General features: G+C 64.7%; 23 protein-coding genes and 1 other RNA gene. 9 read left to right on the top strand and 15 right to left on the bottom strand.

Going from position 1 to position 25,595, the window contains the following annotated elements:
• Positions 1 to 10 precede the first annotated feature (10 nt).
• The 7 genes from ACEN9F_RS12565 to ACEN9F_RS12535 all read left to right on the top strand — a co-directional run bounded on the left by ACEN9F_RS12565 (position 11) and on the right by ACEN9F_RS12535 (position 8,099).
• A complete protein-coding gene (locus tag ACEN9F_RS12565; RefSeq protein ID WP_413420351.1) occupies positions 11 to 979 on the top strand; it encodes a LysR substrate-binding domain-containing protein in 969 nt (322 codons plus the stop codon).
• 126 nt (positions 980 to 1,105) lie between these two features.
• A complete protein-coding gene (locus tag ACEN9F_RS12560; protein WP_413420350.1) occupies positions 1,106 to 3,721 on the top strand; it encodes a TonB-dependent receptor in 2,616 nt (871 codons plus the stop codon).
• A 146-nt stretch (positions 3,722 to 3,867) separates the two neighbouring features.
• On the top strand, positions 3,868 to 6,690 hold the full coding sequence (gene galA / locus ACEN9F_RS12555; protein ID WP_413420349.1) for a beta-galactosidase GalA: 2,823 nt from the start codon (positions 3,868 to 3,870) through the stop codon (positions 6,688 to 6,690).
• A gap of 108 nt (positions 6,691 to 6,798) precedes the next feature.
• A complete protein-coding gene (locus ACEN9F_RS12550; RefSeq protein ID WP_413420348.1) occupies positions 6,799 to 7,038 on the top strand; it encodes a hypothetical protein in 240 nt (79 codons plus the stop codon).
• Positions 7,035 to 7,346: a cell division protein ZapA gene (locus ACEN9F_RS12545; protein ID WP_413420347.1), complete on the top strand. Its 312-nt coding sequence runs from the start codon at positions 7,035 to 7,037 to the stop codon at positions 7,344 to 7,346. The genes ACEN9F_RS12550 and ACEN9F_RS12545 overlap by 4 nt, the downstream gene beginning before the upstream one ends.
• Positions 7,347 to 7,392: 46 nt before the next feature.
• Positions 7,393 to 7,573, top strand: a non-coding RNA gene (ssrS, locus tag ACEN9F_RS12540) — 6S RNA.
• A 64-nt stretch (positions 7,574 to 7,637) separates the two neighbouring features.
• Entirely contained in the window at positions 7,638 to 8,099 is a 462-nt protein-coding gene (locus ACEN9F_RS12535; protein ID WP_413420346.1) for an EVE domain-containing protein, read from the top strand.
• Here ACEN9F_RS12535 and ACEN9F_RS12530 read toward each other — a convergent pair.
• From ACEN9F_RS12530 to ACEN9F_RS12520, 3 genes are all read right to left on the bottom strand, one after another.
• On the bottom strand, positions 8,080 to 8,784 hold the full coding sequence (locus ACEN9F_RS12530; protein ID WP_413420345.1) for a hypothetical protein: 705 nt from the start codon (positions 8,782 to 8,784) through the stop codon (positions 8,080 to 8,082). The genes ACEN9F_RS12535 and ACEN9F_RS12530 overlap by 20 nt on opposite strands.
• A 70-nt stretch (positions 8,785 to 8,854) precedes the next feature.
• Entirely contained in the window at positions 8,855 to 9,703 is an 849-nt protein-coding gene (gene lgt / locus ACEN9F_RS12525) for a prolipoprotein diacylglyceryl transferase (protein ID WP_413420344.1), read from the bottom strand.
• Positions 9,697 to 10,599, bottom strand: a complete 903-nt coding sequence (locus ACEN9F_RS12520; protein WP_413420343.1) for a LysR substrate-binding domain-containing protein — start codon at positions 10,597 to 10,599, stop codon at positions 9,697 to 9,699. Before ACEN9F_RS12520 ends, lgt begins: the two co-directional genes overlap by 7 nt.
• A gap of 157 nt (positions 10,600 to 10,756) precedes the next feature.
• Between ACEN9F_RS12520 and ilvD the strand changes: the two genes are divergently transcribed.
• A complete protein-coding gene (ilvD, locus tag ACEN9F_RS12515) occupies positions 10,757 to 12,619 on the top strand; it encodes a dihydroxy-acid dehydratase (protein ID WP_413420342.1) in 1,863 nt (620 codons plus the stop codon).
• Here the strand turns inward: ilvD and ACEN9F_RS12510 are convergent.
• From ACEN9F_RS12510 to ACEN9F_RS12485, 6 genes are all read right to left on the bottom strand, one after another.
• The gene (locus ACEN9F_RS12510; RefSeq protein WP_413420341.1) at positions 12,616 to 13,734 is read right to left on the bottom strand and encodes a sulfotransferase family protein; all 1,119 of its coding nucleotides are present in this window, start codon (positions 13,732 to 13,734) and stop codon (positions 12,616 to 12,618) included. The genes ilvD and ACEN9F_RS12510 overlap by 4 nt on opposite strands.
• 11 nt (positions 13,735 to 13,745) lie before the next feature.
• Positions 13,746 to 14,978, bottom strand: coding sequence for a chromate efflux transporter (gene chrA / locus ACEN9F_RS12505; RefSeq protein WP_413420340.1), 1,233 nt, complete (start codon positions 14,976 to 14,978; stop codon positions 13,746 to 13,748).
• The gene (locus ACEN9F_RS12500; protein WP_413420339.1) at positions 14,968 to 15,993 is read right to left on the bottom strand and encodes a DHH family phosphoesterase; all 1,026 of its coding nucleotides are present in this window, start codon (positions 15,991 to 15,993) and stop codon (positions 14,968 to 14,970) included. Before ACEN9F_RS12500 ends, chrA begins: the two co-directional genes overlap by 11 nt.
• A gap of 4 nt (positions 15,994 to 15,997) precedes the next feature.
• Entirely contained in the window at positions 15,998 to 16,627 is a 630-nt protein-coding gene (cysC, locus tag ACEN9F_RS12495) for an adenylyl-sulfate kinase (RefSeq protein ID WP_413420338.1), read from the bottom strand.
• 22 nt (positions 16,628 to 16,649) lie between these two features.
• Positions 16,650 to 18,371 (bottom strand): methyl-accepting chemotaxis protein, encoded by a 1,722-nt coding sequence (locus ACEN9F_RS12490; protein WP_413420337.1) that lies wholly within the window; start codon positions 18,369 to 18,371, stop codon positions 16,650 to 16,652.
• Positions 18,372 to 18,663: 292 nt separating this feature from the next.
• Positions 18,664 to 18,885: a TIGR04438 family Trp-rich protein gene (locus ACEN9F_RS12485; RefSeq protein WP_413420336.1), complete on the bottom strand. Its 222-nt coding sequence runs from the start codon at positions 18,883 to 18,885 to the stop codon at positions 18,664 to 18,666.
• A 162-nt stretch (positions 18,886 to 19,047) separates the two neighbouring features.
• On the opposite strand from ACEN9F_RS12485, the gene ACEN9F_RS12480 reads away from it, so the two are divergent.
• Positions 19,048 to 19,368, top strand: a complete 321-nt coding sequence (locus ACEN9F_RS12480) for a c-type cytochrome (protein ID WP_413420335.1) — start codon at positions 19,048 to 19,050, stop codon at positions 19,366 to 19,368.
• A gap of 92 nt (positions 19,369 to 19,460) precedes the next feature.
• Here ACEN9F_RS12480 and ACEN9F_RS12475 read toward each other — a convergent pair whose 3' ends face one another.
• The 6 genes from ACEN9F_RS12475 to folD all read right to left on the bottom strand — a co-directional run bounded on the left by ACEN9F_RS12475 (position 19,461) and on the right by folD (position 25,354).
• Positions 19,461 to 20,603 (bottom strand): branched-chain amino acid ABC transporter substrate-binding protein, encoded by a 1,143-nt coding sequence (locus ACEN9F_RS12475; RefSeq protein ID WP_413420334.1) that lies wholly within the window; start codon positions 20,601 to 20,603, stop codon positions 19,461 to 19,463.
• A gap of 184 nt (positions 20,604 to 20,787) precedes the next feature.
• Positions 20,788 to 21,195 carry a hypothetical protein gene (locus ACEN9F_RS12470; protein WP_413420333.1) on the bottom strand — a complete coding sequence of 136 codons (408 nt, stop codon included), beginning with the start codon at positions 21,193 to 21,195 and terminating at the stop codon, positions 20,788 to 20,790.
• Positions 21,192 to 21,623: a DNA polymerase III subunit chi gene (locus ACEN9F_RS12465; RefSeq protein WP_413420332.1), complete on the bottom strand. Its 432-nt coding sequence runs from the start codon at positions 21,621 to 21,623 to the stop codon at positions 21,192 to 21,194. Before ACEN9F_RS12465 ends, ACEN9F_RS12470 begins: the two co-directional genes overlap by 4 nt.
• Positions 21,624 to 21,760: 137 nt before the next feature.
• Positions 21,761 to 22,369: a DUF4124 domain-containing protein gene (locus tag ACEN9F_RS12460; RefSeq protein WP_413420331.1), complete on the bottom strand. Its 609-nt coding sequence runs from the start codon at positions 22,367 to 22,369 to the stop codon at positions 21,761 to 21,763.
• A gap of 2 nt (positions 22,370 to 22,371) precedes the next feature.
• The gene (locus ACEN9F_RS12455) at positions 22,372 to 24,453 is read right to left on the bottom strand and encodes a M3 family metallopeptidase (protein WP_413420330.1); all 2,082 of its coding nucleotides are present in this window, start codon (positions 24,451 to 24,453) and stop codon (positions 22,372 to 22,374) included.
• Between the two features lie 55 nt (positions 24,454 to 24,508).
• On the bottom strand, positions 24,509 to 25,354 hold the full coding sequence (gene folD, locus ACEN9F_RS12450) for a bifunctional methylenetetrahydrofolate dehydrogenase/methenyltetrahydrofolate cyclohydrolase FolD (RefSeq protein WP_413420329.1): 846 nt from the start codon (positions 25,352 to 25,354) through the stop codon (positions 24,509 to 24,511).
• Positions 25,355 to 25,595 lie beyond the last annotated feature (241 nt).

Raw genomic sequence — 25,595 nt, 5'->3', positions numbered from 1 at the left:
AATCACCAATATGACCGATTCCCGCTCAGATCGCTTTGTTCGTTCCCACCTGAAAACCCGCCATTTGGTCTTGCTGGTCGAGCTGGGCCGTCACGGCTCCATCGCCCATGCCGCCCAAGCCGCCAACCTGACTCAGCCAGGCGCGTCCAAATTATTGGGCGAGCTTGAACACGCGCTGGGGGTGCAGCTGTTCGAGCGCCTGTCGCGCGGCGTGGCGCCGACCTGGTACGGCAAGGTGCTGATACGGCGCGCCGGCGCGGCGCTGGCGGAGATGGACGCGGCGCACCAGGAGGTGATGGAGCTGCTGTCCGGCCTGCGCGGGCGTGTCGGCATCGGTACCGTGCTGGCGCCCGCCACCGGCCTGGTGCCGAAAGCGATCAACCTGCTGAAGGCGCGCCACGCGCGCGTGCATGTCGCCGTCACCATGTCGACCAGCAAGGTGCTGGTCGAGCGCTTGCGCAGCGGCGAGCTGGATCTGGTGGTGGGCCGCATCCTCGATACCGAGGCGGCCGATGAATTGAATTTCGAACCGCTGACCGACGAGCCGCATCTGCTGATCGCGCGCAGCAGCCATCCGATGGCGGGCCGCACCGACCTGACGCTGGAAGAGCTGATGGGGCAGTGCTGGATACTGCCGCCGGCCGGCAGCATCCTGCGCGACCGCCTCACCGCGCTGTTCCTGTCGCACGGCCTGGAGCAGCCGGCGGAAACCGTCGAAACGCTGGACATGCCGGTGGTTGCTAGTCTCCTGATGAGCAACGACATGATCGTCGCGCTGCCTTCCGACGCCGTGCAGCCGTATCTCGAAGCGGGACTGCTGACGATTTTGCCGTTCGATCTCGGCGTCAGCATGGACTCCTTCGGCATTGTGACGCGCAAGCGACACCAGCTCTCGCCTGGCGCGGATGCGATGCTGATCGCGTTGCGCGATGCCGCAGCCAGCATCTACCCTCACTATCGGCCGCCTGCTTCCGCTTGATATACGAACTTGGTATGGCGCGCACGCAATAATCTATTGGTTTGTAAATTAGTGTTTCGTTAGCATCCAGTTTATCCGTCCACTCTGTATCAGAGACGGGCTATATACAAACACTGGAGATGCACAATGAAACATAAAAAAATGAGCTGGCTCATCGCCACGCTCTTCACTTCCCCTTTGCTGGTACAACAGGCGCTTGCCCAGGACGCCGCAGCCGCGGGCGATATCCAGCAAGTCAACGTGACCGGCATCCGTGCCTCGGTGCGCAATGCGCTGGCGGCCAAGGAAGCCTCCAACAGCATGGTCGAAGTGGTGTCGTCGGAAGACATCGGCAAGCTGCCGGATACCACCATCGCCGAATCGCTGGCGCGCTTGCCTGGCCTGTCGTCCGGTCTCGATCGCGGCAACGCCAGCCAGATCGTGGCGCGCGGCATGGGCCCGCGCTTCATCGGCGCGACCTTGAACGGCCGCGAACTGGCATCGTCGGAGCCTAACCGCGCCGTGCGTTTCGAGCAGTTCCCGTCGGAGTCGCTGAGCGGCGCCACCGTCTACAAATCGCAGAACGCGGAACTGGTGGAAGGCGGCATCGCCACCACCATCGACCTGCAAACCGTGTCGCCGCTGAAGTACAACGGCCGCCAGATCTCGTTGAAGGCCGATGCGCTGTACTACCCGCTGGCCAAGGATATCCAGGGCGCCGACAAGACCGCGCCGCGTATCGGCGGTGTCTATATCGACCAGTTCGCGGACAAGACCATCGGCGCCGCGCTGGCCTTCAGCTACCAGGACCAGCCTTCGGTGCAGAAGAACAAGCGCCATTGGGGCTTCAACGAAGACCATTCGGCCGACATCAACGGCGACGGCAAAGTCGACAAGACGCCTTGGGGCTTCCAGGACGAGGCCCGCTACGGCAAGGACAAGCGCGCCAGCGTGTTGGGCAAGCTGGAATGGAAACCTAACAGCGATGTGCTGATCACCGCCGACACCTACTACGCGCAAGCGAAGATCAAGGAACGCGGCCTGCAGCACTGGGCGGACAATCTGGGCAACTGGGACGGCGGCAACTCCGGCGCCTACAGCAAGCTGGATATCCGCGACGGCTACGTGGCCGGCGGCACCATCAGCAACGCCACCCTGATCACCAACGATTTCGTCTACGTGCAGGACACCAGCGTGGCCGCCAGCGGCTTGAACGGCAAGTTCAACGTCGGCGACTGGAAAGTGGAATCCGACCTGTCGACGTCGCACGCCATGCGCAGCAGCCAGTGGCGCGACCTGCGCATGAACGCCAACGGCGGCGTGCCTGTCACCTGGTCGTTCACCGGCGACGAGAAGCAGGACTACAGCTTCGGCATCGATAGCGGCAACCCGGCCAACTTCGGCGCGCCGACGCTGTACGTCGACAACGACGGCCATGTGAAGGATTTGCTGAATGCCTTCAGCTTAAGCGCATCGCGTCCTCTGGAAAACAGCTTCATCAGCCGCATCAAGGTCGGCGTGCGCGCCAGCGACCGTGAAAAGAGCTACCGCCAGACCACCTGGACCCTGGCGCAGAAAAAAGGATCCGAGATTACTTCTTCGGCCTACGAGACGGTCAACGTCAGCGGCTACCCGGCATTTATCGCGCTGAAGGATTTCGACGGCACCATCGCCACCGCGTTCGGCCCGAACGCTTTCAATCCTAACGGCCAGGTGCAGGAAGACTGGCAGATCCGCAACGACGCTCTGGCTGGCTGGAAGGTCAAGGAGCGCAGCACCTCGGCCTACGTGCAGGGCGATCTGGATGGCGAAGCGCTGGGCAAGACCTATCGCGGCAACGTCGGCGTTCGTCTCGTGCATACGAAGCAGACCGGCTACGGCATGCAATCGCTGGAGAACGCCGCGGCGACGCCGGTCGAAGGCGGCACCTCGTACACCGAGATCCTGCCTAGCCTGAACCTGATCTTCAACATGGATGAAGCGCAGGAACGCCAGGTGCGCTTCAGCGTGGCGCGCGCCATGTCGCGCGCACCGCTGGACGAGATGCGCGCATCCCGCAACCTGAGCAACGTGACGCAGACCAGCCAGCCGATCACCGGCAGCGCCGGCAATCCTGAACTGAAGCCGATGATGGCCAACCAGGTCGACCTGTCATACCAGTGGTACTTCAGCAAAGGCTCGCTGCTGTCGGCCGGCGCCTTCTACAAAAAGGTCTCGCGCTACATCGCCATCGAGAGCGACACCACCACCGTCAACGGCCGTACCGCGACGCTGACCCGTTCGGTCAACGGCGACGGCGGCGACATCCGCGGCCTGGAGCTGGTGTACCAGCAGGCGTTCACTTCGCTGCCGGCGCCGTTCGACGGCCTGGGCATCGCCAGCAACTATGCCTATACCACCAGCAATATCAAGGAGCAGACGCCGGTGGGGAATCCGTATCCGATCGAGGGCCTGATGAAGAGCAATGGCGGCGTGACCCTGTGGTACGAGAAAGCCGGCTATGAAGCCCGCCTGTCGGCCAACTATCACAGCGCGTTCGTGCGTAATCCGACCTGGGGCGCCGGACAGCTGATCATGAACGAAGCGGAGACCTATCTGACGCTGAACCTGGCCAAGCAGCTGACGCCGCAGATCCAGCTGCGCTTCGGCATCGACAACCTGACCAACCAGAAGGCTGTCTACACCAGCTCGAACATTCCGGTGCAGCAGGAAGTCACCGAGTTCGGCCGCCGCTTCAACCTGGGCTTGTCCTTCAAGCTTTGATACGTCGCTCCCGCTTGTGCGGGAACGACGACGTTTTTATCGTGGTTTGGCGGAGCGGTGCGTGATGGCGCTGCTCCGTTTTTTTTATTCTTCGGGAGCGCAGCTTGAAACCATTTATGACTCACTGGCGGAGGCTGTGCTCCGCTTTGCTTTTGCTGACCGCCTGCGTGCAGGCCTCCGCTGCGCCCGCACCTGCGGCGCCGGTGCGCGAGCGCCTGTCGCTGGACCGCGGCTGGCTGTTCCACCTGGGCGACATCGTCCAGCCGCCCATCGTCGGCCATGAGGAATCCTATGGCAACGCCAAGGCCGGCAGCGCCGGCGGCGCGGCCGGCAATGAATACGACGACTCCGACTGGCGCAAGCTGGACCTGCCGCACGACTGGGCGGTCGAAGGACCGTTCGATCCCAAGGCCAACGTCTCGCAGGGCTATCGTCCGCGCGGCATCGGCTGGTATCGCCGCTACCTGCGCGTCGGCCCGTCGGACCGCGGCAAGCACTTCGAACTGCAGTTCGACGCCATCGCCACCCACGCCACGGTCTGGGTCAACGGCAACGTGGTGAACCGCAACTGGTCCGGCTACAATGCCAGCAATATCGACATCACGCCTTACCTGCGCTACGGCGACTCCATGAACACCATCGCCATCCGCGCCGACGCCGAAGCGATGGAAGGCTGGTGGTACGAAGGCGCCGGCATGTACCGCCACGCCTGGCTGGTCAAGCGCAGCCCGGTGCATATCGCCACCGACGGCGTGCACGCCACGCCGCGCATCGGCAAGCGCATCGCCAATGGCCAGCAGTGGAGCATTCCGGTCGAGGTCACGCTGAACAACAGCGGCAAGCAGGCCGCCGGCGTGACGGTGGAAGTGACCGTGTTCGACCCGTCCGGCAAGCAGGTCGCGCAGCGCACCGCCGCCGCGCGCGTGGGCGTGCTGGCCACCAGCACCGTGCAGCTGCCGGTCACCATCGATAACCCGGCCTTGTGGTCGCTGGAGAAAACCAACTTGTACCGCGTGGCGACGCGCGTCCTGCAGGATGGCAGGCAGCAGGATGAACTGGCGCTGCATACCGGCTTCCGCACCATACGCTTCGACGCGGCGCAGGGCTTCTTCCTGAACGGCGTGCATACGAAGCTGCAGGGCGTGTGCATCCATCAGGACCACGCGGGCGTGGGCGTGGCGATTCCGGACTCGGTATGGGAGTACCGCCTGCGCCGCCTGAAGGAGATGGGCGTCAACGCGATCCGCTTCTCGCACAATGCGCCGGCGGCCGAGGTGCTGGACCTGGTCGACCGCATGGGCTTTGTCGTCATGGACGAGAACCGCAACTTCAATCCGTCGCCGGACTACATGAAGCAGCTGGAGTGGATGGTCAAGCGCGACCGCCATCATCCGGGCGTGGTCCTGTGGTCGGTGTTTAACGAAGAGCCGGTGCAGGCCACCGAAGTCGGCTACGAGATGGTGCGCCGCATGTCGGCCGCCGTCAAGGCGCTGGACGACACCCGTCCCGTCACGGCGGCGATGAACGGCGGCTTCCTGACCGAGCTGAATGTGTCGCACGCGGTGGACGTGGTGGGCGCCAACTACCAGGTGCCCGACTACGACAAGTACCACAAGGCGTATCCGAACAAGCCGTTCACCAGTTCCGAGGATACCTCCGCCTTCATGACGCGCGGCGAGTTCAAGACCGTCAAGGAAAAGAACCTGATCGCCAGCTATGACGACGATGCGGCGCAATGGGGCAATACCCACCGCGACGCATGGGAGGCCATCGCCACGCGCCCTTATGTGGCGGGCGGCTTCGTCTGGACCGGTTTCGATTACCGCGGCGAGCCGACGCCGAACGAGTGGCCGTCGGTCAGCTCGGTGTTCGGCATCATGGACTTGAACGGCTTCCCCAAGAACGCCTACTACATCCACCAGGTACAGTGGATCAAGGACAAGCCGCTGATCCATATCGCGCCGCACTGGAACTGGAGCGGCAGCGAAGGCAAGGACATCCGCGTGATGGTGATGGCCAACGTCGAGCGCGTGCAGCTGCTGCTGAACGGCCGCGTGCTGGGCGAGCAGCAGGTCGATCCGTTCCGCATGAATAACTTCAACGTCGCCTACGCGCCGGGCAAGCTGGAAGCGATCGGCTATCGCGGCGGCAAGGAGGTGGTGCGTACTTCGGTCGAGACCACCGGCGCGCCGGTGGCGCTGGAACTGGTGCCGGACCGCGCGCAGCTGGCCGGCGACGGCCGCGACGCGATGCCGATCACCGTGCGCGCGCTGGACGCGCAAGGCCGCGCTGTGCCGCTGGCCGATGCGCAGGTGACGTTCGACGTGACGGGCGGCGGCCGCTCCATCGGCCACGGTAACGGCGATCCGAATTCGCATGAGGACGAGAAGGGCGCCACGCGCCGCCTGTTCAACGGCCTGGCGCAGCTGATCGTGCAGACCAGCTACGACAGCAAGGAGGCCATCACCGTGAGCGCCAGCGCGCCGGGACTGAGCAGCGCGCGCGTGACGATTCCAGTGCGGCAGGTGGCGGCGCAGCCCTACGTGGCGGCGGCCGATGCGCCGCTGACCTTCGTGCGCAGCTGGCGCATCGCGCCGGAAGGCGATGCGCGTCCGGATCCGGTGCAGAAGCTGGCCGGCTTCGACATGAACACCTGGGGCTGGGGTTCGCCGCCGATGATCGCCAAGGCGGGCGGCAAGTTCCACCTGTACCGCTCCAGCTTTACGCCGCGTAAGAACCTGGCCGATGGCAACGGCGGCATCCGCTTCGCGTCCATACGCGGCAAGGCCGAGGTGTGGCTGGATGGCGTTCTGCTGGGCAAGAAGGACAGCTATGCGCCGGCCGCGCTGGACCTGCCGCTGCCGGCCGGCGCCGGCAAGCGCGAGATCAACGTGATCGTCGAGGCGGAAGCGGGGCAGGGCAGCGGCATCGAAGGCCATGTCACCATCGAGCCCTTGCTGGCAAAGTAGCAACCCGTTGTTGACGGCGTGTAAATAAATCGCGTGCTTGGGGCTCAAAAACGGCGTCCCGCACGCGATTCGGTTGACGGCGCATCGCGCGCTCCCTATAGTGGCGGGATGATTTCTGAATTCCAAGAACTATCCGACAAAATCGACCAGCTGGCCGAGATGACCGTCGCGCTGCGTCGGGAAAATGCGCAACTGCGCCAGGCCAATGCCGCCCTCGTGGTGGAGAACATGGGCTACCAACGCCGCCTGAGCGAAGCGTCCGGCCGGGTCGAGGCTTTGCTCGAAAAAATCCCCGCGCTCGACGGCGCCGATGCCGACGACTTGCCTGACAATGAGGATGTACGATGATTCAGCTGGATGTCACCATCATGGGGCAGCCGTATCGACTGGTCTGCAAGGAAGACGAAGAGCGCGCGCTGCGCGAAGCGGCGGCCTTCCTGGACAAGAAGATGACCGTCATCCGCGACGCCGGCAAAGTCAAGGGCAACGACCGCATCGCCGTGATGGCGGCGCTGGGCATGGCGGCGGAATTCCTGTCGGTGAAAGCGCCGCAGGGACCGTTGTCCGACATGTCGATTCTCGAGGTGCAGACCAAGATCGCGGCCATGCACAAAGTGCTGGATTCCGCACTGACTCCGCAAGAAACCCTGTTTTAATTCGCTAAACTTCTTCCTTTGCGGCGGACAAGAGAGTAAACTTCGTCTCACCCTGCGGTGTTCGCGATTGCCATATATTCCTTGAACCATTTATGTGCACCGGTTGCGGAATTTTGTTCGATGGGCGTGAGCGTCGCTAGTCCGATGAACCCGAAATTGAACTAACTGTGACCACCTTGAACCGTTTGGTTCGGGATGCCGGCAAAGACGGCACAGGCGGGGTACTAACACTAAAGAAGCGGTTGCAAGCATGTGAGTGCGCAGCCGTTTTTTTTCGCCTGGAGAACGCTGATGCAATACTGGTTGATGAAATCCGAGCCGGATGAAGTGAGTATCGACGACGTCATGGCGTCGCCGGGCCAGACCACGCCGTGGTTCGGCGTGCGTAACTACCAGGCGCGCAATTTCATGCGCGACCAGATGCGGGACGGGGATGGGGTGCTGTTCTACCACTCCAGCTGCCCGGAGCCTGGCATCGCCGGCCTGGCGCGCGTGGTCGGCGGTCCGTATCCGGACGCGACGCAGTTCGACAAGGACAGCAAGTACTACGACCCCAAGGCCACGCAGGAGCAGCCGCGCTGGATTTCAGTGGATGTGCAGGGCACGCGGAAAACGCGCCTGCTGTCGCTGGCGGAGCTGCGCACGATACCGGCGCTGGAAGAGATGGTGGTGCTGCAGAAGGGCAGCCGCCTGTCCATCACGCCGGTCACGCCGGCGCAATGGAAGACGATCGTCAAGCTGCTGAACGCCTAGCCTTCGCTCCAAGCAGCGCAAGCCCTGCCGCCATCATCAGCCAGGTGGACGTCTCCGGCACCGGTGTCACCGGCGCGCCAGTCAGCGTAAAAGAGAAGCTGACGTTGGGCGAATGCAGCACCACGATCCCGTCATCCGAGTCGGCAGATGCGCCACCCTGGAAGTTCACCGCATAGGCGGCGTAGTTGGTGCCTGGGTCCATGTCGTAGTAGACGATATCGTACCAGGAGCTGATGGCGACGTTTCGCGTGCCGTCGCCGAGGAACAGCTGGTGGTTGCCGTAGGTGTTGGTCTCCGCCACAAAGTTCTGGTAACCGAAGGCGCCGCCGGTGAAGGTGCCGCCATACAGCGCCGTGGATCCGAGCGCGCTCCAGCCGCCGGGGGCGAGCAGGGTGGCCGTGGCCGTAGCAATGCCTGGGACGTAGTGCGAGAGCTCATAGCCCGCGTGCGGCACCACCACCAGCGGAGAGTCATACGGATTGGTATTCAGGTAGAAGGACGAAGTGTCGCTGAAATCGAGGGACAGCTTGTCTCCCGATAGCGAGACATTGTTTCCCAGGACCGCGGTGTCGTAGTAGACATCAAATGTGGCGCCGCCGATGAAGCTGTAGGTACTTGCCTGCGCCGTCAGTGACAGCAGCAGGCTGGCGCCGACCATCGCGGCCTTGGCGTATCGAGTGATCATGGCATTCCTTGAGATTGTTTAAAAATAATTCAAAATAAACAATATCACGGGATGCCGCGCTCCACAAACGCTATTTGAGCGGTGCGCGGCCTTTCTGCCTGACCTTGTAGGCCCACACCAGCATCGCGACGGCGCCGACGATCATCGGCAGCGACAGCACCTGGCCCGAGGTGATCGGCATGCCGAGGACCGTGGTTTCCCAGTCCGGCGTGCGGAAGTATTCGGTGAAGAAGCGCGCGCAGCCATACAGCAGCGTGTAGAAGGCGCCGACCGCCAGCCGCGGACGCTCCTTGCGCGAGTACAGCCACAGGATCGCGAACACCAGCAGGCCGTCGATCAGCAACTGGTAGATCGGCGACGGATGGCGCAGGCCTTGCAGGAACACGGGATTCGGCGACAGCGGATAGGCGGTGTTGGGCCACATCATGGCCCACGGCAGCGACGGATCGCCGACCACGCGGCCCGGCAGTTCGGCGTTGATGAAGTTGCCCAGGCGGCCGGCCGCGTAACCCAGCGGCACCAGCGGCGCGATGAAGTCGTACACGTCCAGCAGGTTGCGGCCCGACTTGCGCGCCCACAGCGCCATCGCGATCAGCACGCCGATGAAGCCGCCGTGGAAGGACATGCCGCCGTGCCAGACCTTGAAGATCTCGATCGGATCGGAGAAGTATTTGACCGGTTCGTAGAACAGCACCTCGCCCAGCCGGCCGCCGATCACCACGCCCAGCATGCCGTAGAACAGCATGTCGTCCAGGTCCTCTTTCCGCCACAGCTGCGCGGCGATGTGCGGCTGCTTGATGCGCACCCGGCCCAGCGTGATGAACATGGCGAAGGCGAGTACGTACATCAGTCCATACCAGTGGATCGCCACCGGCCCCAGTTGCAGGGCGATCGGATCGGGCATCGGGTGTATCAGCATAGGGTGTTCTTCCTTAATAATTCCAAAAAGCCGCGCAGCACCGGCGAGGCATTGTCACGGCGCCAGGCCAGGCCGGTCTCGACCAGCGGCGTGGCGTCGCTCAGCGCCCGGTATTCTACCCCGGGCCGCATCAGGTTGGAGACCGACTGCGGCACCAGCGCCATCCCCATGCCGGCCGAGACCAGGCTGACGATGGTTTGCATCTGGATCGCCTGCTGGCCGATCTCCGGGGTGACGCCCGCCTCGCGGAACACCGACAGGATGGCGTCGTACAGGGCCGGCGAGATCGCGCGCGGGAAGACGATCAGCGGCAGCGGCGGCAGCGCGGCGAGCGCCAGCCTGCCTTTCTTCTTCAGCGCCGGCAGGCCGGCGGGCAGGGCCAGCACCAGCGGTTCGTTCAGCACCGGCAGGTAGTCGAGTTCCAGTTTCGCCTTGTCCGGCAGCGGCGGGATCAGCAGGCCGACGTCGATGCGGTTCTGCAGCAGGTCGTCCAGCTGCAGGTCCGAGGTCGCCTCCTGCAGCGTGATCTGGACTTGCGGGTAGGCGGCGCGGTAGGCGCGCAGGAAGGGCGGCAGCACGCTGTAGTCGGCCGAGGAGACGAAGGCCAGGCTCAAGCGCCCGACTTCGCCGGCGGCGGCGCGCTGCACCAGCTGCGGCAGTTCCTGCGACTGCGCCAGCATGCGCCGCGCCTCGGGCAGCAGCGCCTGGCCGGCCGGCGTCAGCGCCACGCCGCGCCGGTTGCGCTCGAACAGCGGGGCGCCCAGCAGCTCTTCCAGCGCCTGTATCGTCTGCGACAGCGGCGGCTGCGTCATGTGCAGGCGCAGCGCCGCCTTGCCGAAATGGAGTTCCTCGGCCACGGTGACGAAATAGCGCAGTTGCCGCAATTCTAGATTCATATCGTTTACTATTGAAATGATGCCTTGTGATATTTTATACGACTCACAGAGTCGAAAATCATATATTTGACACTGGGGCAGGGGCAAGGCAATCTGTCATGCTAAGCCAGCGGTCTTAAGCCCGCCTTACCAGCCAAGCAACATCAGGAGAAACATCATGCCGCAATACCGTTCCCGCACCACCACCCACGGCCGCAACATGGCCGGCGCACGCGCCCTGTGGCGTGCCACCGGCATGAAGGACGGCGACTTCGACAAGCCTATCGTCGCCGTGGTCAACTCCTTTACCCAATTCGTCCCCGGCCACGTGCACCTGAAGGACCTGGGCCAGCTGGTCGCGCGCGAGATCGAGAAGGCCGGCGGCGTCGCCAAGGAATTCAACACCATCGCCGTCGACGACGGCATCGCCATGGGCCACGGCGGCATGCTGTACTCGCTGCCGTCGCGCGACCTGATCGCCGATTCGGTCGAGTACATGGTCAACGCCCACTGCGCCGATGCGATGGTCTGCATCTCCAACTGCGACAAGATCACGCCGGGCATGCTGATGGCCGCGATGCGCCTCAACATTCCGGTGGTGTTCATTTCCGGCGGCCCGATGGAGGCCGGCAAGGTGCTGAAGGTGGTCGACGGCAAGCAGAAGATCATCAAGCTGGACCTGGTGGACGCCATGATCAAGGCCGGCGACCAGACCGTCAGCGACGCCGACGTCGCCGAGATCGAGCGTTCCGCCTGCCCTACCTGCGGTTCCTGCTCGGGCATGTTCACCGCCAACTCGATGAACTGCCTGACCGAGGCGCTGGGCCTGGCGCTGCCGGGCAACGGCACCATCGTCGCCACGCACTCCGACCGCGAACAGCTGTTCCTGCGCGCCGGCCGCCTGATCGTCGAACTGGCCAAGCGCCACTACGAGCAGGACGACTACTCGGTGCTGCCGCGCTCCATCGCCACCAAGGCCGCGTTTGAAAACGCCATGGCGCTGGACGTCTCGATGGGCGGTTCCACCAACACAGTGCTGCACCTGCTGGCCGCCGCGCACGAGGCGGAAGTCGACTTCGACATGGCCGACATCGACCGCATCTCGCGCAAGGTGCCTTGCCTGTGCAAGGTCGCGCCGATGACCGACAAGTACCACATCGAGGACGTGCACCGCGCCGGCGGCATCGTCTCCATCCTGGGCGAACTGGCGCGCGCCGGCCTGCTGGACACGTCGCTGCCGACCATCCACGCACCGACCCTGGGCGATGCGATCGAACGCAACGACGTCAAGCGCACCGACGATCCGGCGGTGCACCAGCTGTTCCGCGCCGCGCCCGGCGGCGTACCGACGCAGACCGCGTTCTCGCAGTCGGAGCGCTACGACGCGCTGGACCTGGACCGCAGCACCGGCTGCATCCGCGACAAGGCGCACGCCTATTCGCAGGACGGCGGCCTGGCGGTCCTGTACGGCAACCTGGCGGAAAACGGCTGCATCGTGAAGACGGCCGGCGTCGACGAAAGCATTTTGAAATTCAGCGGCAAGGCGCGCGTGTTCGAGAGCCAGGACGCTGCGGTCGAGGCCATCCTGGGCGACACCGTGCATGAGGGCGACGTCGTCATCATCCGCTACGAAGGTCCGAAAGGCGGCCCCGGCATGCAGGAAATGCTGTATCCGACCTCGTACATCAAGTCCAAGGGCCTGGGCAAGGCGTGCGCGCTGTTCACGGACGGCCGCTTCTCGGGCGGCTCGTCGGGCCTGGTGATCGGCCACGCTTCGCCGGAAGCGGCGGAAGGCGGCGCGATCGGCCTGGTGGAAGAGGGCGACATGATCGACATCGACATCCCGAACCGCAAGATCAGCCTGCGCATCAGCGATGCCGACCTGGCGGCGCGCCGCGCGGCGATGGAAGCCAAGGGCGACGCCGCGTGGAAGCCGATCAACCGCGAGCGCTACGTCTCGCAGGCGCTGCAAGCCTATGCGGCGCTGACCACCTCCGCCGACCGCGGCGCCGTGCGCGACCTGTCGCAGCTGAAGCGCTAGTCGGTTACCTCGAACGCCGCCGGATCAAGCTCGTCGAGCTTGACGATGGCGTTGCGGCCCGGCTGCGCGGCATGCTGTCCCAGGCGGCCGCGCAGCTGCGCCAGATAATCGGCGCGGCAGCGGCGCAGCACGTAGTCGCGGAAGTTGTCCTGTTCCAGATTGCGCCACGCGCGCTCGCGGCCTTCGTCGGAGCGGCCGCCTGCCAGGTCGCGCAGTTCAGGCGAGATGGCGGCGTCGCCCGGCGTCAACCGCGTGTAGCCGTAGCGGTCCATGTAGTCGCCTGCCAGCGTTTCGATGACGTTGATCTCGTCCACCGACAGCTGCTGCTTGAACTTGTCGATGTTGGCGGCGATCGGCGGGTAGCAGTTGGACGACCACAGCGCCGACAACTGCGAGATCTGCCTGGCTTCCTGCGAGCCGGCGACGTCCAGCATCTTCGGCAGGAATGCGATGCCGAGGAAGTCGCACAGCGTCTCCAGCGTGGCCTGCTGCTGCGACAGGAAGTCCTCATAGCGTATCGTCAGCACCCGGTCCGGGTAGTGCCGCATCACGTGGTCCGCCGCCTGGTGGGCCGCCACCCAGGTCTGCGCGTTGAGCAGCGTGTCGAAGTCGTGGATGATGGCGCGGTTCATCGACGCCACCTGCGCGCGCGGGTCGCGCACCACGTTCACGAACAGCATGTCGGGGTAGAGCGTCATCAGCTCGTCGGCGTAGTGCACGCTGTCGAGCGATTTGTCCATCACCACCTGCGCCTGGCGGCGTTCGCCGGCGCGCAGCAGCAGCTCCCACACCACGCGGTGCATGCTGCGCGGCTGGTGGCGGATCGCTTCGAAAATCTCCACCGGATCGAACACCACCTCGGGCCACTTGACCATGCTGACCTCCTGCAGGCCGACCACGTCGACCACCATGCGGAAGTAGGCGCGGTCGTCGCGCAGGTCGCCGTACAGCTGCGCCAGCGGCATCAGGTCGACGATATGCAGAGGGTAGGGGGAATAGAACTGCGGCGACATATTCAGCCGCAGACGCAGCGCATGGCTGCCGCAGCGGCGCAGCGGTATCATCATGACGGGGCGCGGACGTGCCGCGCCCGTGGTGGCGTGTGTAACGGTCATTTCATCTCTCCTCAGAAAACCAGCCAGCCGGCGAGGGCGGCACACGCGACCACCCAGGCGGCATCGATACGAAAACGCACCAGCGCAAGCAGCGCCAGTGCACCAATCAAAACGGACGGCCACGATGGCGTGGCCAGATGGGCGATGCCGGCGGCCGCCGAAAACACCATGCCGGCCAGCGCGGCGCGCACGCCGCACAGCGCCGCCTGCACCCCGGCCGAGCCGCGGATGCGCTGCATGGCGCCGCTGGCGGCGATCATCAGCACGGCGCTGGGAATGAACATGCCGGCGCTGGCGGCGATGGCGCCGGCCACGCCCGCCACCTTGAGGCCGACGAAGGCGGAACTGATCATCACCGGCCCGGGACTGAGTTGGGTCAGCGCGAGGCCGTCGACGAACTCGCGCGGCTGCAGCCAGCCGTAGGTGTCGACCACGGTGTGCTGCAGCAGCGGGATGAAGACGTAGCCGCCGCCGAAGGTCAGCAAACTCATGCCAGCGAACACGCCGGCCAGCTTGGGCAGCAGGCTCGATTGCAGCGTCAGCGACGCCAGCCAGGCCAGCGGCAGCGCCGCCGCCAGCGCGATGCGCCACAGCCTGCGAGGCGGCGCGGCCGGCGCGGCGCCCTGCACCGGCGCCGCCTGCGCGGCGGACCGGCCGCGGTATTGATAGCCGACGGCGGCCGCCAGCGCCATCACCGCCAGCGTGGTCGGCAGGCCGGGGACGACGGTGAGCAGCAACGCGGCGGCCACGCCCAGCGCCATCTGCCGGGAATCGCGTACCGCCGACGACCACAGGCGGCAGCCGGCCGCCAGCACCACGGCGACAATGGCCGGCGTAATGCCATGGAACAGCGGCCGCACCGCGTCCATGCTGCCGAAGCGGAAATACAGGCTGCCCAGCATGACGATGCACAGGAAGGCCGGCAGCACCGCGCACAGCATGGCGATGGCGGCGCCGGCGACGCCGCGCAGGCGGTAGCCGGTGTAGGCGACGACATTGATCGCCACCGGGCCCGGCAGCACCGAGGCCAGCGCCAGGCCGTCCAGCAGGTCGGAGGCGGGCAGCAGGCGGCGGCGTTCGACGATGACGTTCTGCGTCACCGAGACCATGGCCATGAAGCCGCCGACGCTGGTGCAGCCGATGCGCAGGAACAGCAGCGCCAGCGTGGGCAGCGGCAGCGGCAGCGGCGACGCGGCCTGCGGCTGCGCGCCGGCGCCCAGCGGCAGAGGTTCGCTAGCCCGCATGGCGCTCGGCCGCGGGCGCGGCGAAATAGTGGCGGAAGCAGTCCAGGAACCGGCCCAGCTCGGAGGCCGGCAGGCGGTTGATGCCGGCGGCCGCCATGCGCCCGCCGCCGCTGTCGAACTGCCGGCACAGGCCGCAGGCGCTGAGCGCCGCCGGCGAGCCGGAACGCACGCTGACCAGATAGCTGCCGTCGCCGCGCTCATTGAGCACGGCGAACGAGGCGCCGCTGTGCTGCGCCGCCAGGCGGTTGGCCAGCACGCCGCTGATGCGGCGTGCCCACGGGGCGGCCGGCAGCAGGTAGACCGCGCGTCCCGGCGCGTCCCAGTACGGTTGCAGGTGCTGCAGGCGCGCGCAGTCTTCGCGGTAGCCGTCGCTCAACAAGCGGTAGGCATCGCTGGCGGCGATGAAATCGAGCGGATGCTCGTAGCCGCCCAGCGCGCGGTACAGTGCGGCCGGTGCGATATGCAGGTCTTCCACGCATTCGCCGTAGGCGTTGTAGTTGATGACCTGGCCCAGTTGCGCCAGCGCCGCGACGGCGTCGTCGGCCAGTCCGAGGCTGGCGGCCAGTTGCCGCGCCGGCTGCTCCAGGTTGTCGCCGAAGGCCGCGGCCACGGCCCAGGGGCGGTGGCGGCCGCCCAGGTGGCGGTCCACCAGGATGCTGGTGCAGACGTCGGGCGCGACGTCGCAATGCAGCCGCAGCCGGGGATGGTCGAAGGCGCCGCCGGCCGCGCAGTCGGCTGAATGATGGTCGAAGTAGTCCACCGTGGCGCCGCTGTCGAGCAGCCGCCGCAGCTCGCCGGCGTTGCTGTCGAGCGAGATGTCCAGCACCACGATGCCGTCCGCGCCGTCCGGCACTTGCCGCAGCAGTTCGATGTCGCGCTTGACGCCGGTCACCAGCACGGCATCGGCCGGCGCGTGCAGGCGCAGCTGGTGCAGCGCGCAGATGCCGTCGGCATCGCCGTTGAAGACGTCGTAATGCGGCGCCGTCGCGGCGCCGCCGGTGATGTGGGGGTTCATGATGTCAGATGAAGCGCGGCGACAGGTACTGGAACAGGCGCTCGCTGGACTGTTCCAGCGACAGCTCGCCGGTGTCCAGCGCCATCGCCGGCTCCAGCGGCACTTCGTAGGGCGCCGAGACGCCGGTGAATTCCGGGATCAATCCGGCGCGGGCCTTTTTGTACAGGCCCTTGGGGTCGCGCTCTTCGCACACCGCGCACGGCGTGCTGACGTAGGTCTCGACGAAATTGTCGGCGCCGATGATCTGGCGCGCCACCTCGCGGTCGCTGCGCAGCGGCGAGATGAAGGCGCAGATGACGATCAGGCCGGCGTCGTTCATCAGCCGCGCCACCTCGGCGCTGCGGCGGATGTTTTCCTGGCGGTCGGCCGGCGAGAAGCCGAGGTCGCGGTTGAGGTGGTGGCGCAGGTTGTCGCCGTCCAGCACGTAGGCCAGGTGGCCGGCGCCGATCAGGCGGCCCTCCAGCGCGCAGGCCAGGGTCGACTTGCCGGCGCCGCTCAGGCCGGTCAGCCAGACGGTGGCCGCCTTCTGGCCGGCCTGGCGCCAGCGCGCCTCCGCCGTCACCTGGCCGGCGTGCCAAAAGATGTGGGGAGCGACGGCTCCGTTCGTATCGCTGATCTTGTCCAGTTTGCCCATGTCCGCTCCTCGGTGCGTTGGCTTAGAACTGTTCCCACTCAGGCTCGGGCGCCTTGGCGCTGCGCGCGCCGCCGGCCAGCGCCGGTGTGCGCGCCGCCGTCACGCGCGGCGCCGGGCGGCGCGGCGTGACGGCGCCGACCATCAATTGTAGCGCGGGACGCGCCGCGCCCGCTTTCGCTTCGACCCGGAACACGCTGACCACCGCGTTCAGGTCGTTGACCTGTTCCTGCATGGCCTGCGCGGCGGCGGCCGCTTCCTCGACCAAGGCCGCGTTCTGCTGGGTGACGTCGTCCATCTGCGTCACCGCGTTGTTGATCTGTTCGATGCCGGACGACTGCTCCTGGCTGGCCAGCATGATCTCGGACATGATGTCGGTGACGCGCTTGACGCTGGCCACCACCTCGTGCATCGTCGAGCCGGCCTGTTCGACCAGCCGGTTGCCGGCCTGGACCTTGTCGACCGAGTCGCCGATCAGGTCCTTGATTTCCTTGGCCGCCGCCGCCGAGCGCTGGGCCAGGTTGCGCACCTCGGTGGCCACCACGGCGAAGCCGCGGCCCTGCTCGCCGGCGCGCGCCGCTTCCACCGCCGCGTTCAGCGCCAGGATATTGGTCTGGAAGGCGATGCCGTCGATGACGGCGATGATGTCGACGATCTTGCGCGCCGACACGTCGATGGCGGCCATGGTGTCGACCACCTGCGCCACCACCGCGCCGCCCTGGGCGGCGACGTCGGAGGCCGATTCGGCCAGGCCGTTGGCCTGGCGCGCATGGTCGGTATTGAGGCGCACGGTGCTGGTCAGCTCTTCCATCGAGGAGGCGGTTTCCTCCAGCGTGCTGGCCTGCTGCTCGGTGCGCGAGGACAGGTCCAGGTTGCCGGAGGCGATCTGGCCGGCCGCGGTGGCGATGGTCTCGGTGCTGGCGTGCACCTGCGAGACGATCTGCGACAGGTTGTCGCGCATCGAGCGCATCGCGAACAGCAGGCTGTGCTTGTCGTCGTCGCGGGTGGCGATGTGCACCGCCAGGTTGCCGGCGGCGATCTGGCCGGCGATCTCGGCCGCTTCGGCCGGCTCGCAGCCGAGCTGGCGGGTGACGCCGCGGGTGATCAGCACCGCCGCGATCAGGCTGGTGACCAGCGCCATCGAGCCGATGATCAGCATCACCAGGCGGGCGCTGGCGTAGGCCGCCTCGGCCGCCGCCGCGCCTTCGGTGTTTTGTTTTTCCTCGATGGCGATCAGCTTGCGCACCAGTTCCCACCACTGCTTCTGCACCGGGCGGAATTCATAGCGCAGCAGCTTGTAGGCCTCGTCCTGTTTTTCCTCCAGGGCCAGCCCGGCGGCGCGCTGGATGAAGGGGGCGGCCAGTTCGGCCTGCTGCTTGATCTGGCCGAGCAGCTGTTTCTCGTCGGCCGATGTGCTCTCCAGCGTGGCGAACATCTGGCTCAGCTTGTCCTGCGCGGTCGCGTATTTCTTTTCCTGCTCGGCGATCCGGTTGACTTCGATCTGGATTTCCTTGGCTTCCTTCAGCAGGATCAGGTTGCGCAGCGCCAGAGCGCGCTCGGTCACGGTCAGGTCCATGGTCTGGGCCAGACGGGTTTCGACGTTGTTGATCTTGGTCACTTCATCCATCCGGTCCTGGATTTGCCGCATGCTGGTCAAGCCCAGCGCGATCACCACCATCAGGAACACGGCAACCAGGCCAAAGCCGATGCCCAGCCGCGTTGCAATTGTCAGATTCCGAAATTTCATACACCCTCCTCAAGGCCTACATACGCTTTCCAAATAAGCAAATGCGAAATTTGGTGGAGCACCTTGATGTTAGGGATTGGAAGCGCCGTAAACATCTCCAATAATCACTTTCAGCATCAACGCAACAGGAAAAATTGCGATTGACGTTGTCGTGTGGAAAGGTTAATTGGACTGTCGCAGCAGGAGGAACGCGTCCGGAAGGCAAGCTCGGCGCGAAACCGGCTTGCAGGGAAGGAGTGAGGCGGTGTGGTAAATCGGCGATGGGCGCGGCGGCGCGCCTTGCCCATCGCGCTTATTTCTTGTCGAAGTTTTGCTTGACCCGCGCCTTGCGGCGCTTTTCGTCTTCGTTGTGGGCCTTGCGCTTGTCGAAGCCCAGCATCGGTTCGAGGAATTCGAACCAGACGAAGGCCAGTATCATCAGGCCGATGATCCACCACCAGGACAGCTGGCCGAACTTCCACACTTCAAAATAGCGCAGCCCGCACAGGGCGGCGATCAACAGGATAATGGGCATGACGATCTCCTTCTCTTCCTCCATCTTACAAACAAAACGGCTTTACAGGGAGCAATATTCTATTATTGGTCAACGGGGATATCCGGTATGGCGTTTAATGTTCCATGGGAAAACACGGTAGAATTGTTGGCAGAATCGAGTAGCACTTACCTGGAGAGCACAATGAAACGCAATTTGATGATGGTTGGGGTAGTAATGGCAACGGCGTTGGCGTCGCAAGCGGCGCTGGCCGATGCCGGCCTGGATCTGGCCAAGGCCAAGAACTGCATGGCTTGCCACGCGGTCGGCACCAAGCTGGTGGGTCCGGCCTACAAGGATGTGGCCGCCAAATACGCCGGCCAGAAAGATGCCGAAGCCAAGCTGGTCACCAAAGTGATCAAGGGCGGTTCCGGCACCTGGGGCGCGATCCCGATGCCAGCCAATCCGCAGGTCAGCGAGGCCGATGCCAAGACGCTGGTGAAATGGGTGCTGTCGCAGAAATGATGCCGCGGCCCTAGGCCGAAAAAAAGCCCACATCGCTTGCAGCGGCCAAGGCCGCCGCACAGCGATGTGGGCTTTTTTTATGGCCGCGGGATTTACTTGATGACTTCCACCTTGGTCTTTTTGCCATCGGTGTAGGTGAACAAGGTCATCGCGCCATCCTTGATGTCGCCCTTGGCGTCGAACGAGATCAGGCCGGTCACGCCCTGGTACTTGATCTTGTGCAGGAACGGCAGGTACTTGGCCGGCTGCGACGACTTGGCTTCCTGCATCGCGGTGGCCATCGTCATCACGGCGTCGTACACATACGGCGAATAGATCTGCACGTCGGCGTTGTATTTCTTCTTGTAGCGGGCGACGAAGTCGTCCATGCCTTTTTGCTGGTCGCCGGTGACACCGCCGGCTTCGGCACAGGTCACCAGGCCGTTGACGGCGGCGTCGCCGGCCAGCTTGGCGAACGGTTCGGTGCAGATGCCGTCGCCGCCCATGTACTTGGCCTTGATGCCCAGCGCCTTCATCTGGCGCAGCAGCGGGCCGCCGACCGAGTCCATGCCACCGAAGAACACCAGGTCGGGATTCTTGGCCTTGACGGTGGTCAGGATGGCGTTGAAGTCGGTGGCCTTGTCGTTGGTGAATTCCTTGGCGACGATCTGCACGCCGGGCAGCGCCTTCTTGGCGCCCTTGATGAATTCATCCGCCACGCCCTGGCCGTAGGCGGTGCGGTCGTCGATGACGGCGATCTTCTTGGCGGCCAGCTTGCCGACCGCGTAGGTGCCCAGCGTGCCGCCCAGCTTGGCGTCGTTGGCGACCACGCGGAAGGCCGAATTGAAGCCCTGCTGCGTGTACTTGGTCTGGGTGGTGGCCGGCGAAATCTGCGGGATGCCGGCGTCGAAGTAGATCTTCGAGGCCGGGATGGAGGTGCCCGAATTCAAGTGGCCGATCACGCCGTTGACCTTGGCGTCGACCAGCTTTTGCGCCACTGCGGTGCCCTGTTTCGGATCGCTGCCGTCGTCTTCCAGCTGCAGTACGAACTTGACCGGCTTGCCGTCGATCTTGAAGCCTTTGGCGTTCAATTCCTCGACAGCCATCTTGGCGCCGTTTTCATTGTCCTTGCCGAGGTGAGCCGATGGACCGGAGACCGGGCCGACGTGGCCGATCTTGATCACCTCTTGCGCACCGGCGCTGCCGGCGAATGCCAGGGCGATGGCGAGTGGAATGAATTTAGTCTTGAACAGCATATACATTCTCCAGTGGTTGAGATTTATTCTGCAAGGCCAAAAGGTACAACAAATTATTCGCGGCGCAAAGCTGGAAACGCAGGGATGGGTACTTTTGTGGAGCATTTCCCTCATTTGATGCGGGGATGCCCGGGAAGAGTGCGGTCCGCGCACTGGAATGGACGCGGACCGGGGGAGGAGGGGCTTACTTCTTCTGCGCCTGCAGGTGGGTGAGTTCCTGCGAGACGGCGCGGGCGACGATTTTCTCGATGGTATCGTGCAGGCCGATGCGGATTTCGTTGGTCAGGTCATGCAAGGCATGGCTGAGCACTTCGGCCATGCTGTCCTTGATGCGCTGCTCCAGCACGAAGTCCACGCGCGATTGCAGCTGGTGCATGATGCGCACCGACAGGCGATGCTCCATCATCGCCCATTCCGCCTCGCTCCAGCCGTCGACGGCGTCCGCCTCGAGCTGGGCGGCCTGTTGGGCTGGGGTGGCGCGGGCGGCGGAAGCGCTGGCTTCGCCGGGCAGCAGTTCATCGCCCAGCGGCTCGGCTTTCAGGACTTCCGTCAATACAGGGATACTGGCGTCAAACGATTGGGCTTGGCTCATGATTTTCCTGTGACAAAGTGGGTAAGTGGGTACTCTTGCTGCTTGTATGCGACATAACGCTTGCGGCCGGCAGCCGCATCATCCTCGTCTGAGGAAATCACTTCGATCATGCGCTCGAATTGCGCGACATGGCCAGGCGCGCGGCGCGATAAATTGACCAATAATTCTTTGTGGGTGTGTGGTAATTCCGCCTCATCGTTGTCGGTGAGAATGATCGGCGTCTGCGCGGCGAGGGCGTCGCCGGCGACCACATGCGGCAGGAAGTCGGCGGCGGAAAATGTCCACATCGCCGCGTTAAGTTCCGCCAGTTGTGCCTCATCTTCCGCCATCAGCACCACGCGATTGTTCGCGGCCCAGGCCTTGCGCGCGAGGCGGCAGGCGTAGGCGACCTTGTCCGGCACATTGGTGTGGAAATCGATGCGTGTCATAGCTGTTTGATCTGTTCTCTAGAGGGGAATCGCCTGCGCGTGGCAGGCGCTGGATTCCAGTTTATGCGAAATTTGTGAATGCCGCTGGCATCGATGTTGCTACCGCGTCGCTATCGTGTCGCCGCCGCGCTGTGATTTTAGAACTGGAAACCCGGCGGCGCATTGAGCGGCGGCAGCGGCTTGCGCGCTTGCTCTTCCATGGGCGCCAGTTCCGGTGGCTGCGGCGGCGGCGGGGCGGCGGCGACCGCCGGCGGATACTGGTAATTCGACGGCAAGCGCTTCTCCGCCGGATAGCCGGCCTCGGTCAGCGCGCCGTCCCAGCCGCTCTGTTCATAGCCGGCCAATTTGGTGCGTCCGACCAGCAGCAGCGGCAACTGGTTGGCGCCGCCGGCCTGCTTGAACGCGGCCTGGTCGTCGGCGCTGTTGACGGTCTTTTCGCGGAAGGGGATGCCGCGCGCCATCAGCATCGCGCGCGCGTTGTCGCAGCCTTGGCACTGGCCGGTGGTGTACAGCGTCACGGGCCGATTGCGCGCGGCGTCGGCCAGCTCAGGCGGCAGTTCGACCGCGCCGCCGGTGCTGAAGGATTTGACTTCGACCCGGGTCCTGGCCGGCGTGGACGGCGGCGGCGGCTGGTCGCTGTAATGCGTCACGCCCTTGTCGTCCTTCCACTTGTAGACCTGCGCGCCGGCCGTGCCGAAGCACAGCAGCGCGGGCAGCACCATCAGCAGCAGCGCCGGCCGTTTCATGATCAGGCCGCCATGCCGCTGTGACGCAGCAGCGCGTCGATGCTGGGCTCGCGGCCGCGGAAGGCGGTGAACGATTCCAGCGCCGGGCGCGAGCCGCCCACCGACAGGATCTCCTGCAGGTAGCGCTTGCCGGTCTCGGTGGCGGCGGCGGGCCCCAGCGCCTGCGCTTCCTCGAACGCGGCGTAGGCGTCGGCGGACAGCACCTCGGCCCACTTGTAGCTGTAGTAGCCGGCCGCGTAGCCGCCGGCGAAGATGTGGCCGAACGAGTTCTGGAAACGGTTGAACGCCGGCGGGATGATCAGCGCGAATTTGGCGCGCACTTCGTCGATCACTTGCTGCACGGTCTTGCCGGTCGATGCGTCGTAGTCGTAGTGCAGGTGCATGTCGAGCAGCGAGAACTCGACCTGGCGCAGGGTCATCAGGCCGGACTGGAAATTCTTCGCGGCCAGCATCTTGTCGTACAGCGCGCGCGGCAGCGGTTCGCCGGTGACGGCGTGCGCCGTCATGTGTTCCAGCACTTCCCATTCCCAGCAGAAGTTTTCCATAAATTGCGACGGCAGTTCCACCGCATCCCATTCGACGCCGGAGATGCCGGACACGGCCAGCTCGTCGACCTGCGTCAGCATGTGGTGCAGGCCGTGGCCGAATTCGTGGAACAGCGTCGTCACTTCGTCGTGCGTGAACAGCGACGGCTGCGCCTCGCCGTCGACAACGGCGGGCTCGGTGAAGTTGCAGGTCAGGTAGGCGACCGGCGTTTGCACCGACTTGCCGTCGGCGCGGCGGCCGCGCGCGTCGTCCATCCAGGCGCCGCCGCTCTTGCCGGCGCGCGCGTACAGGTCGAGATAGAACTGGCCGACCAGCTTGCCGTCGCGCTCGATGCGGAAGAAGCGCACGTCCTTATGCCAGACCGGCGCCTCGTCCGGCTTGATCTCGACGTTGAACAGCTTCTGGATCAGGCGGAACAGGCCGTCGACCACTTTGTGTTCAGGGAAGTACTGCTTCACTTCCTGCGCGGAGAAGGCGTAGCGGCGCTCCTGCAGTTTTTCGGAAGCGTAGGGGATGTCCCAGGCCTTCAGTTCTTCGAGGCCCAGCTCGTCCCCGGCGAATTTTTTCAGCTCGGCCAGGTCCTGCTCGGCGAACGGGCGCGCGCGCCTGGCCAGGTCTTCGAGGAAGGCGATGACTTCGTCGGGCGACTTGGCCATCTTCGGCACCAGCGACACTTCGGCGAAATTCCTATAGCCCAGCAGCCTGGCTTCCTCGTCGCGCAGCTGGAGCAGCGTGACGATGTTTTGCGTGTTGTCCCAGTCTGCCTTCTTGCTGAAGACCTCACCCTGCTCGGAGGCCTTGGTGGCGTTGGCGCGGTAGATGGTTTCGCGCAGTTCGCGCTTGTCGGCGAATTGCAGGATAGGGAAGTAGGACGGGAAGTGCAGCGAGAATTCGTAGCCGTCCTTGTTTTCCTTTTCTGCGGCGGCGCGCGCGGCGGCCTTGACGTCGGCCGGCAGGCCGGCCAGGCCGGCTTCGTCGGCGACCAGCAGCTTGTAGTCGTTGGTGGCGTCGAGCACGTTTTCCGAGAAGCGCGTCGAGACGGCGGCGTGCTGTTCCTGGATCTCGGCGAAGCGTTGCTTCTGCTCGGCCGGCAGTTCGGCGCCGCCCATGCGGAAGTCGCGGATGGCGTTGTCGATGATGCGCTTGCGGGCCGGCGACAGGCTGTTGAATTCCGCCGAGGCGCGCAGCGCCTTGTATTTGTCGAACAGCGCTTCGTTCTGGGACAGCTCGGTCCAGAACTCGGTCACCTTCGGCTGGTTGTCGTTGTAGGTGGCGCGCAGTTCAGGCGTATCGACCACATTGTTCAGATGGCTGACGATGCCCCAGGCGCGGCCCAGCAGCTCGGTGGCGTTTTCCAGCGGCGTGACGAAGCTGTCCCAGCTCGCTGGTCCGGCTGGCGCTTCCAGTTGCGCGACGACGGCGCGGCTCCTGGCCAGCAGGTCGTCGATCGCAGGCGTGACATGCTCGGGCTTGATCGCGTCGAAACGCGGCAGGCCGGAAAAGTCGAGGAGGGGGTTGATAGCGTCTGTAGTCATCATCAGTTCCAATATGTTCGTTACGCCGTCGTCCTCGCGGACGCGGGGACGACGGTCTTTAGGTACGCTCTGCGGCCTCGACCGTGTTCATCAGCAACATGGTGATCGTCATCGGACCGACGCCGCCCGGCACCGGGGTGATGTGCGACGCCACTTCCTTGATGCCGGCGAAGTCGACGTCGCCGCACAGCTTGCCCGCGTCGTCGCGGTTGATGCCGACGTCGATCACGATCGCGCCCGGCTTCACCATCCCGGCGGTCAGCGTGTTGCGGCGGCCGGTCGCGGCCACCACCACGTCGGCCTGGCGGGTGTACAGGCCCAGGTCCGGGGTCGCGCTATGACAGATGGTGACGGTGGCGTTGGCTTGCAAGAGCAGCAGCGCCATCGGCTTGCCGACGGTGTTGCTGCGGCCGATGACCACCGCGTGCTTGCCGCGCAGGTCGACGCCGGTGCTTTCGATCAGCTTCATGCAGCCGTACGGCGTGCATGGGCGGAAGCCGTCCAGGCCGGCCATCAGCTCGCCGGCGCTCAGCACCGAGTAGCCGTCGACGTCTTTCTTGGTCGAGATGGCTTCGATGACCTTGTGCGGGTCGATGTGCTTGGGCAGCGGCATTTGCACCAGGATGCCGTGGATGGCCGGATCGGCGTTCAGCGCGGCGATGCGTTCCAGCAGCGCGGCTTCGGTCAGGTCCGCAGGGTATTGATCCTTCAGCGAATAGAAACCGGCGTCTTCGCAAGCCTTGACCTTGTTGCGCACGTACACATGGCTGGCCGGGTCGTCGCCGACGATGATCACGGCCAGGCCGGGTTGTTTGCCTTTGGCGGTGAGGGCGGCAGCACGTGCAGCAATTTCCGCGCGCAGTTTTTGGGAGAGGGCGATTCCGTCGATCAGTTGAGCAGGCATGATTTAACCAGGTTGGAGAGGAAAGCAGGATTATAAAGCGCCGGAGCGCAGTGCGCCTTGTTTCCGGCGGCTTGGTGATGCTGCGATGCACAAGATTTTCATGGGGAAATCTCATAATATGAAATGTCATATCATAGTTTGAAAAACCTAAAAAACGCTGTTAGAATCCGTACACGTCATCGAAGTATTAGTAAATAATCAGCGTTCCACTGCCCGAAGCCAGCATATATCGCGGCACTTA

The organism is Duganella sp. CT11-25 (genome assembly GCF_047302815.1).
GTDB lineage: Bacteria > Pseudomonadota > Gammaproteobacteria > Burkholderiales > Burkholderiaceae_D > Rugamonas.
Note: the sequence above shows the minus strand (reverse complement) of the source record. Positions and strands in the feature narration are given on the sequence as shown.

What these genes read in the sequence shown, in the direction of transcription:
- ACEN9F_RS12565 (WP_413420351.1), top strand. Translation starts at nt 11, where the DNA reads ATGACCGATTCCCGCTCAGATCGCTTTGTTCGTTCCCACCTGAAAACC.
- ACEN9F_RS12560 (WP_413420350.1), top strand. Translation starts at nt 1,106, where the DNA reads ATGAAACATAAAAAAATGAGCTGGCTCATCGCCACGCTCTTCACTTCC.
- ACEN9F_RS12550 (WP_413420348.1), top strand. Translation starts at nt 6,799, where the DNA reads ATGATTTCTGAATTCCAAGAACTATCCGACAAAATCGACCAGCTGGCC.
- ACEN9F_RS12545 (WP_413420347.1), top strand. Translation starts at nt 7,035, where the DNA reads ATGATTCAGCTGGATGTCACCATCATGGGGCAGCCGTATCGACTGGTC.
- ACEN9F_RS12535 (WP_413420346.1), top strand. Translation starts at nt 7,638, where the DNA reads ATGCAATACTGGTTGATGAAATCCGAGCCGGATGAAGTGAGTATCGAC.
- ACEN9F_RS12530 (WP_413420345.1), bottom strand. Translation starts at nt 8,784, where the DNA reads ATGATCACTCGATACGCCAAGGCCGCGATGGTCGGCGCCAGCCTGCTG.
- lgt (WP_413420344.1), bottom strand. Translation starts at nt 9,703, where the DNA reads ATGCTGATACACCCGATGCCCGATCCGATCGCCCTGCAACTGGGGCCG.
- ACEN9F_RS12520 (WP_413420343.1), bottom strand. Translation starts at nt 10,599, where the DNA reads ATGAATCTAGAATTGCGGCAACTGCGCTATTTCGTCACCGTGGCCGAG.
- ilvD (WP_413420342.1), top strand. Translation starts at nt 10,757, where the DNA reads ATGCCGCAATACCGTTCCCGCACCACCACCCACGGCCGCAACATGGCC.
- ACEN9F_RS12510 (WP_413420341.1), bottom strand. Translation starts at nt 13,734, where the DNA reads ATGACCGTTACACACGCCACCACGGGCGCGGCACGTCCGCGCCCCGTC.
- chrA (WP_413420340.1), bottom strand. Translation starts at nt 14,978, where the DNA reads ATGCGGGCTAGCGAACCTCTGCCGCTGGGCGCCGGCGCGCAGCCGCAG.
- ACEN9F_RS12500 (WP_413420339.1), bottom strand. Translation starts at nt 15,993, where the DNA reads ATGAACCCCCACATCACCGGCGGCGCCGCGACGGCGCCGCATTACGAC.
- cysC (WP_413420338.1), bottom strand. Translation starts at nt 16,627, where the DNA reads ATGGGCAAACTGGACAAGATCAGCGATACGAACGGAGCCGTCGCTCCC.
- ACEN9F_RS12490 (WP_413420337.1), bottom strand. Translation starts at nt 18,371, where the DNA reads ATGAAATTTCGGAATCTGACAATTGCAACGCGGCTGGGCATCGGCTTT.
- ACEN9F_RS12485 (WP_413420336.1), bottom strand. Translation starts at nt 18,885, where the DNA reads ATGCCCATTATCCTGTTGATCGCCGCCCTGTGCGGGCTGCGCTATTTT.
- ACEN9F_RS12480 (WP_413420335.1), top strand. Translation starts at nt 19,048, where the DNA reads ATGAAACGCAATTTGATGATGGTTGGGGTAGTAATGGCAACGGCGTTG.
- ACEN9F_RS12475 (WP_413420334.1), bottom strand. Translation starts at nt 20,603, where the DNA reads ATGCTGTTCAAGACTAAATTCATTCCACTCGCCATCGCCCTGGCATTC.
- ACEN9F_RS12470 (WP_413420333.1), bottom strand. Translation starts at nt 21,195, where the DNA reads ATGAGCCAAGCCCAATCGTTTGACGCCAGTATCCCTGTATTGACGGAA.
- ACEN9F_RS12465 (WP_413420332.1), bottom strand. Translation starts at nt 21,623, where the DNA reads ATGACACGCATCGATTTCCACACCAATGTGCCGGACAAGGTCGCCTAC.
- ACEN9F_RS12460 (WP_413420331.1), bottom strand. Translation starts at nt 22,369, where the DNA reads ATGAAACGGCCGGCGCTGCTGCTGATGGTGCTGCCCGCGCTGCTGTGC.
- ACEN9F_RS12455 (WP_413420330.1), bottom strand. Translation starts at nt 24,453, where the DNA reads ATGATGACTACAGACGCTATCAACCCCCTCCTCGACTTTTCCGGCCTG.
- folD (WP_413420329.1), bottom strand. Translation starts at nt 25,354, where the DNA reads ATGCCTGCTCAACTGATCGACGGAATCGCCCTCTCCCAAAAACTGCGC.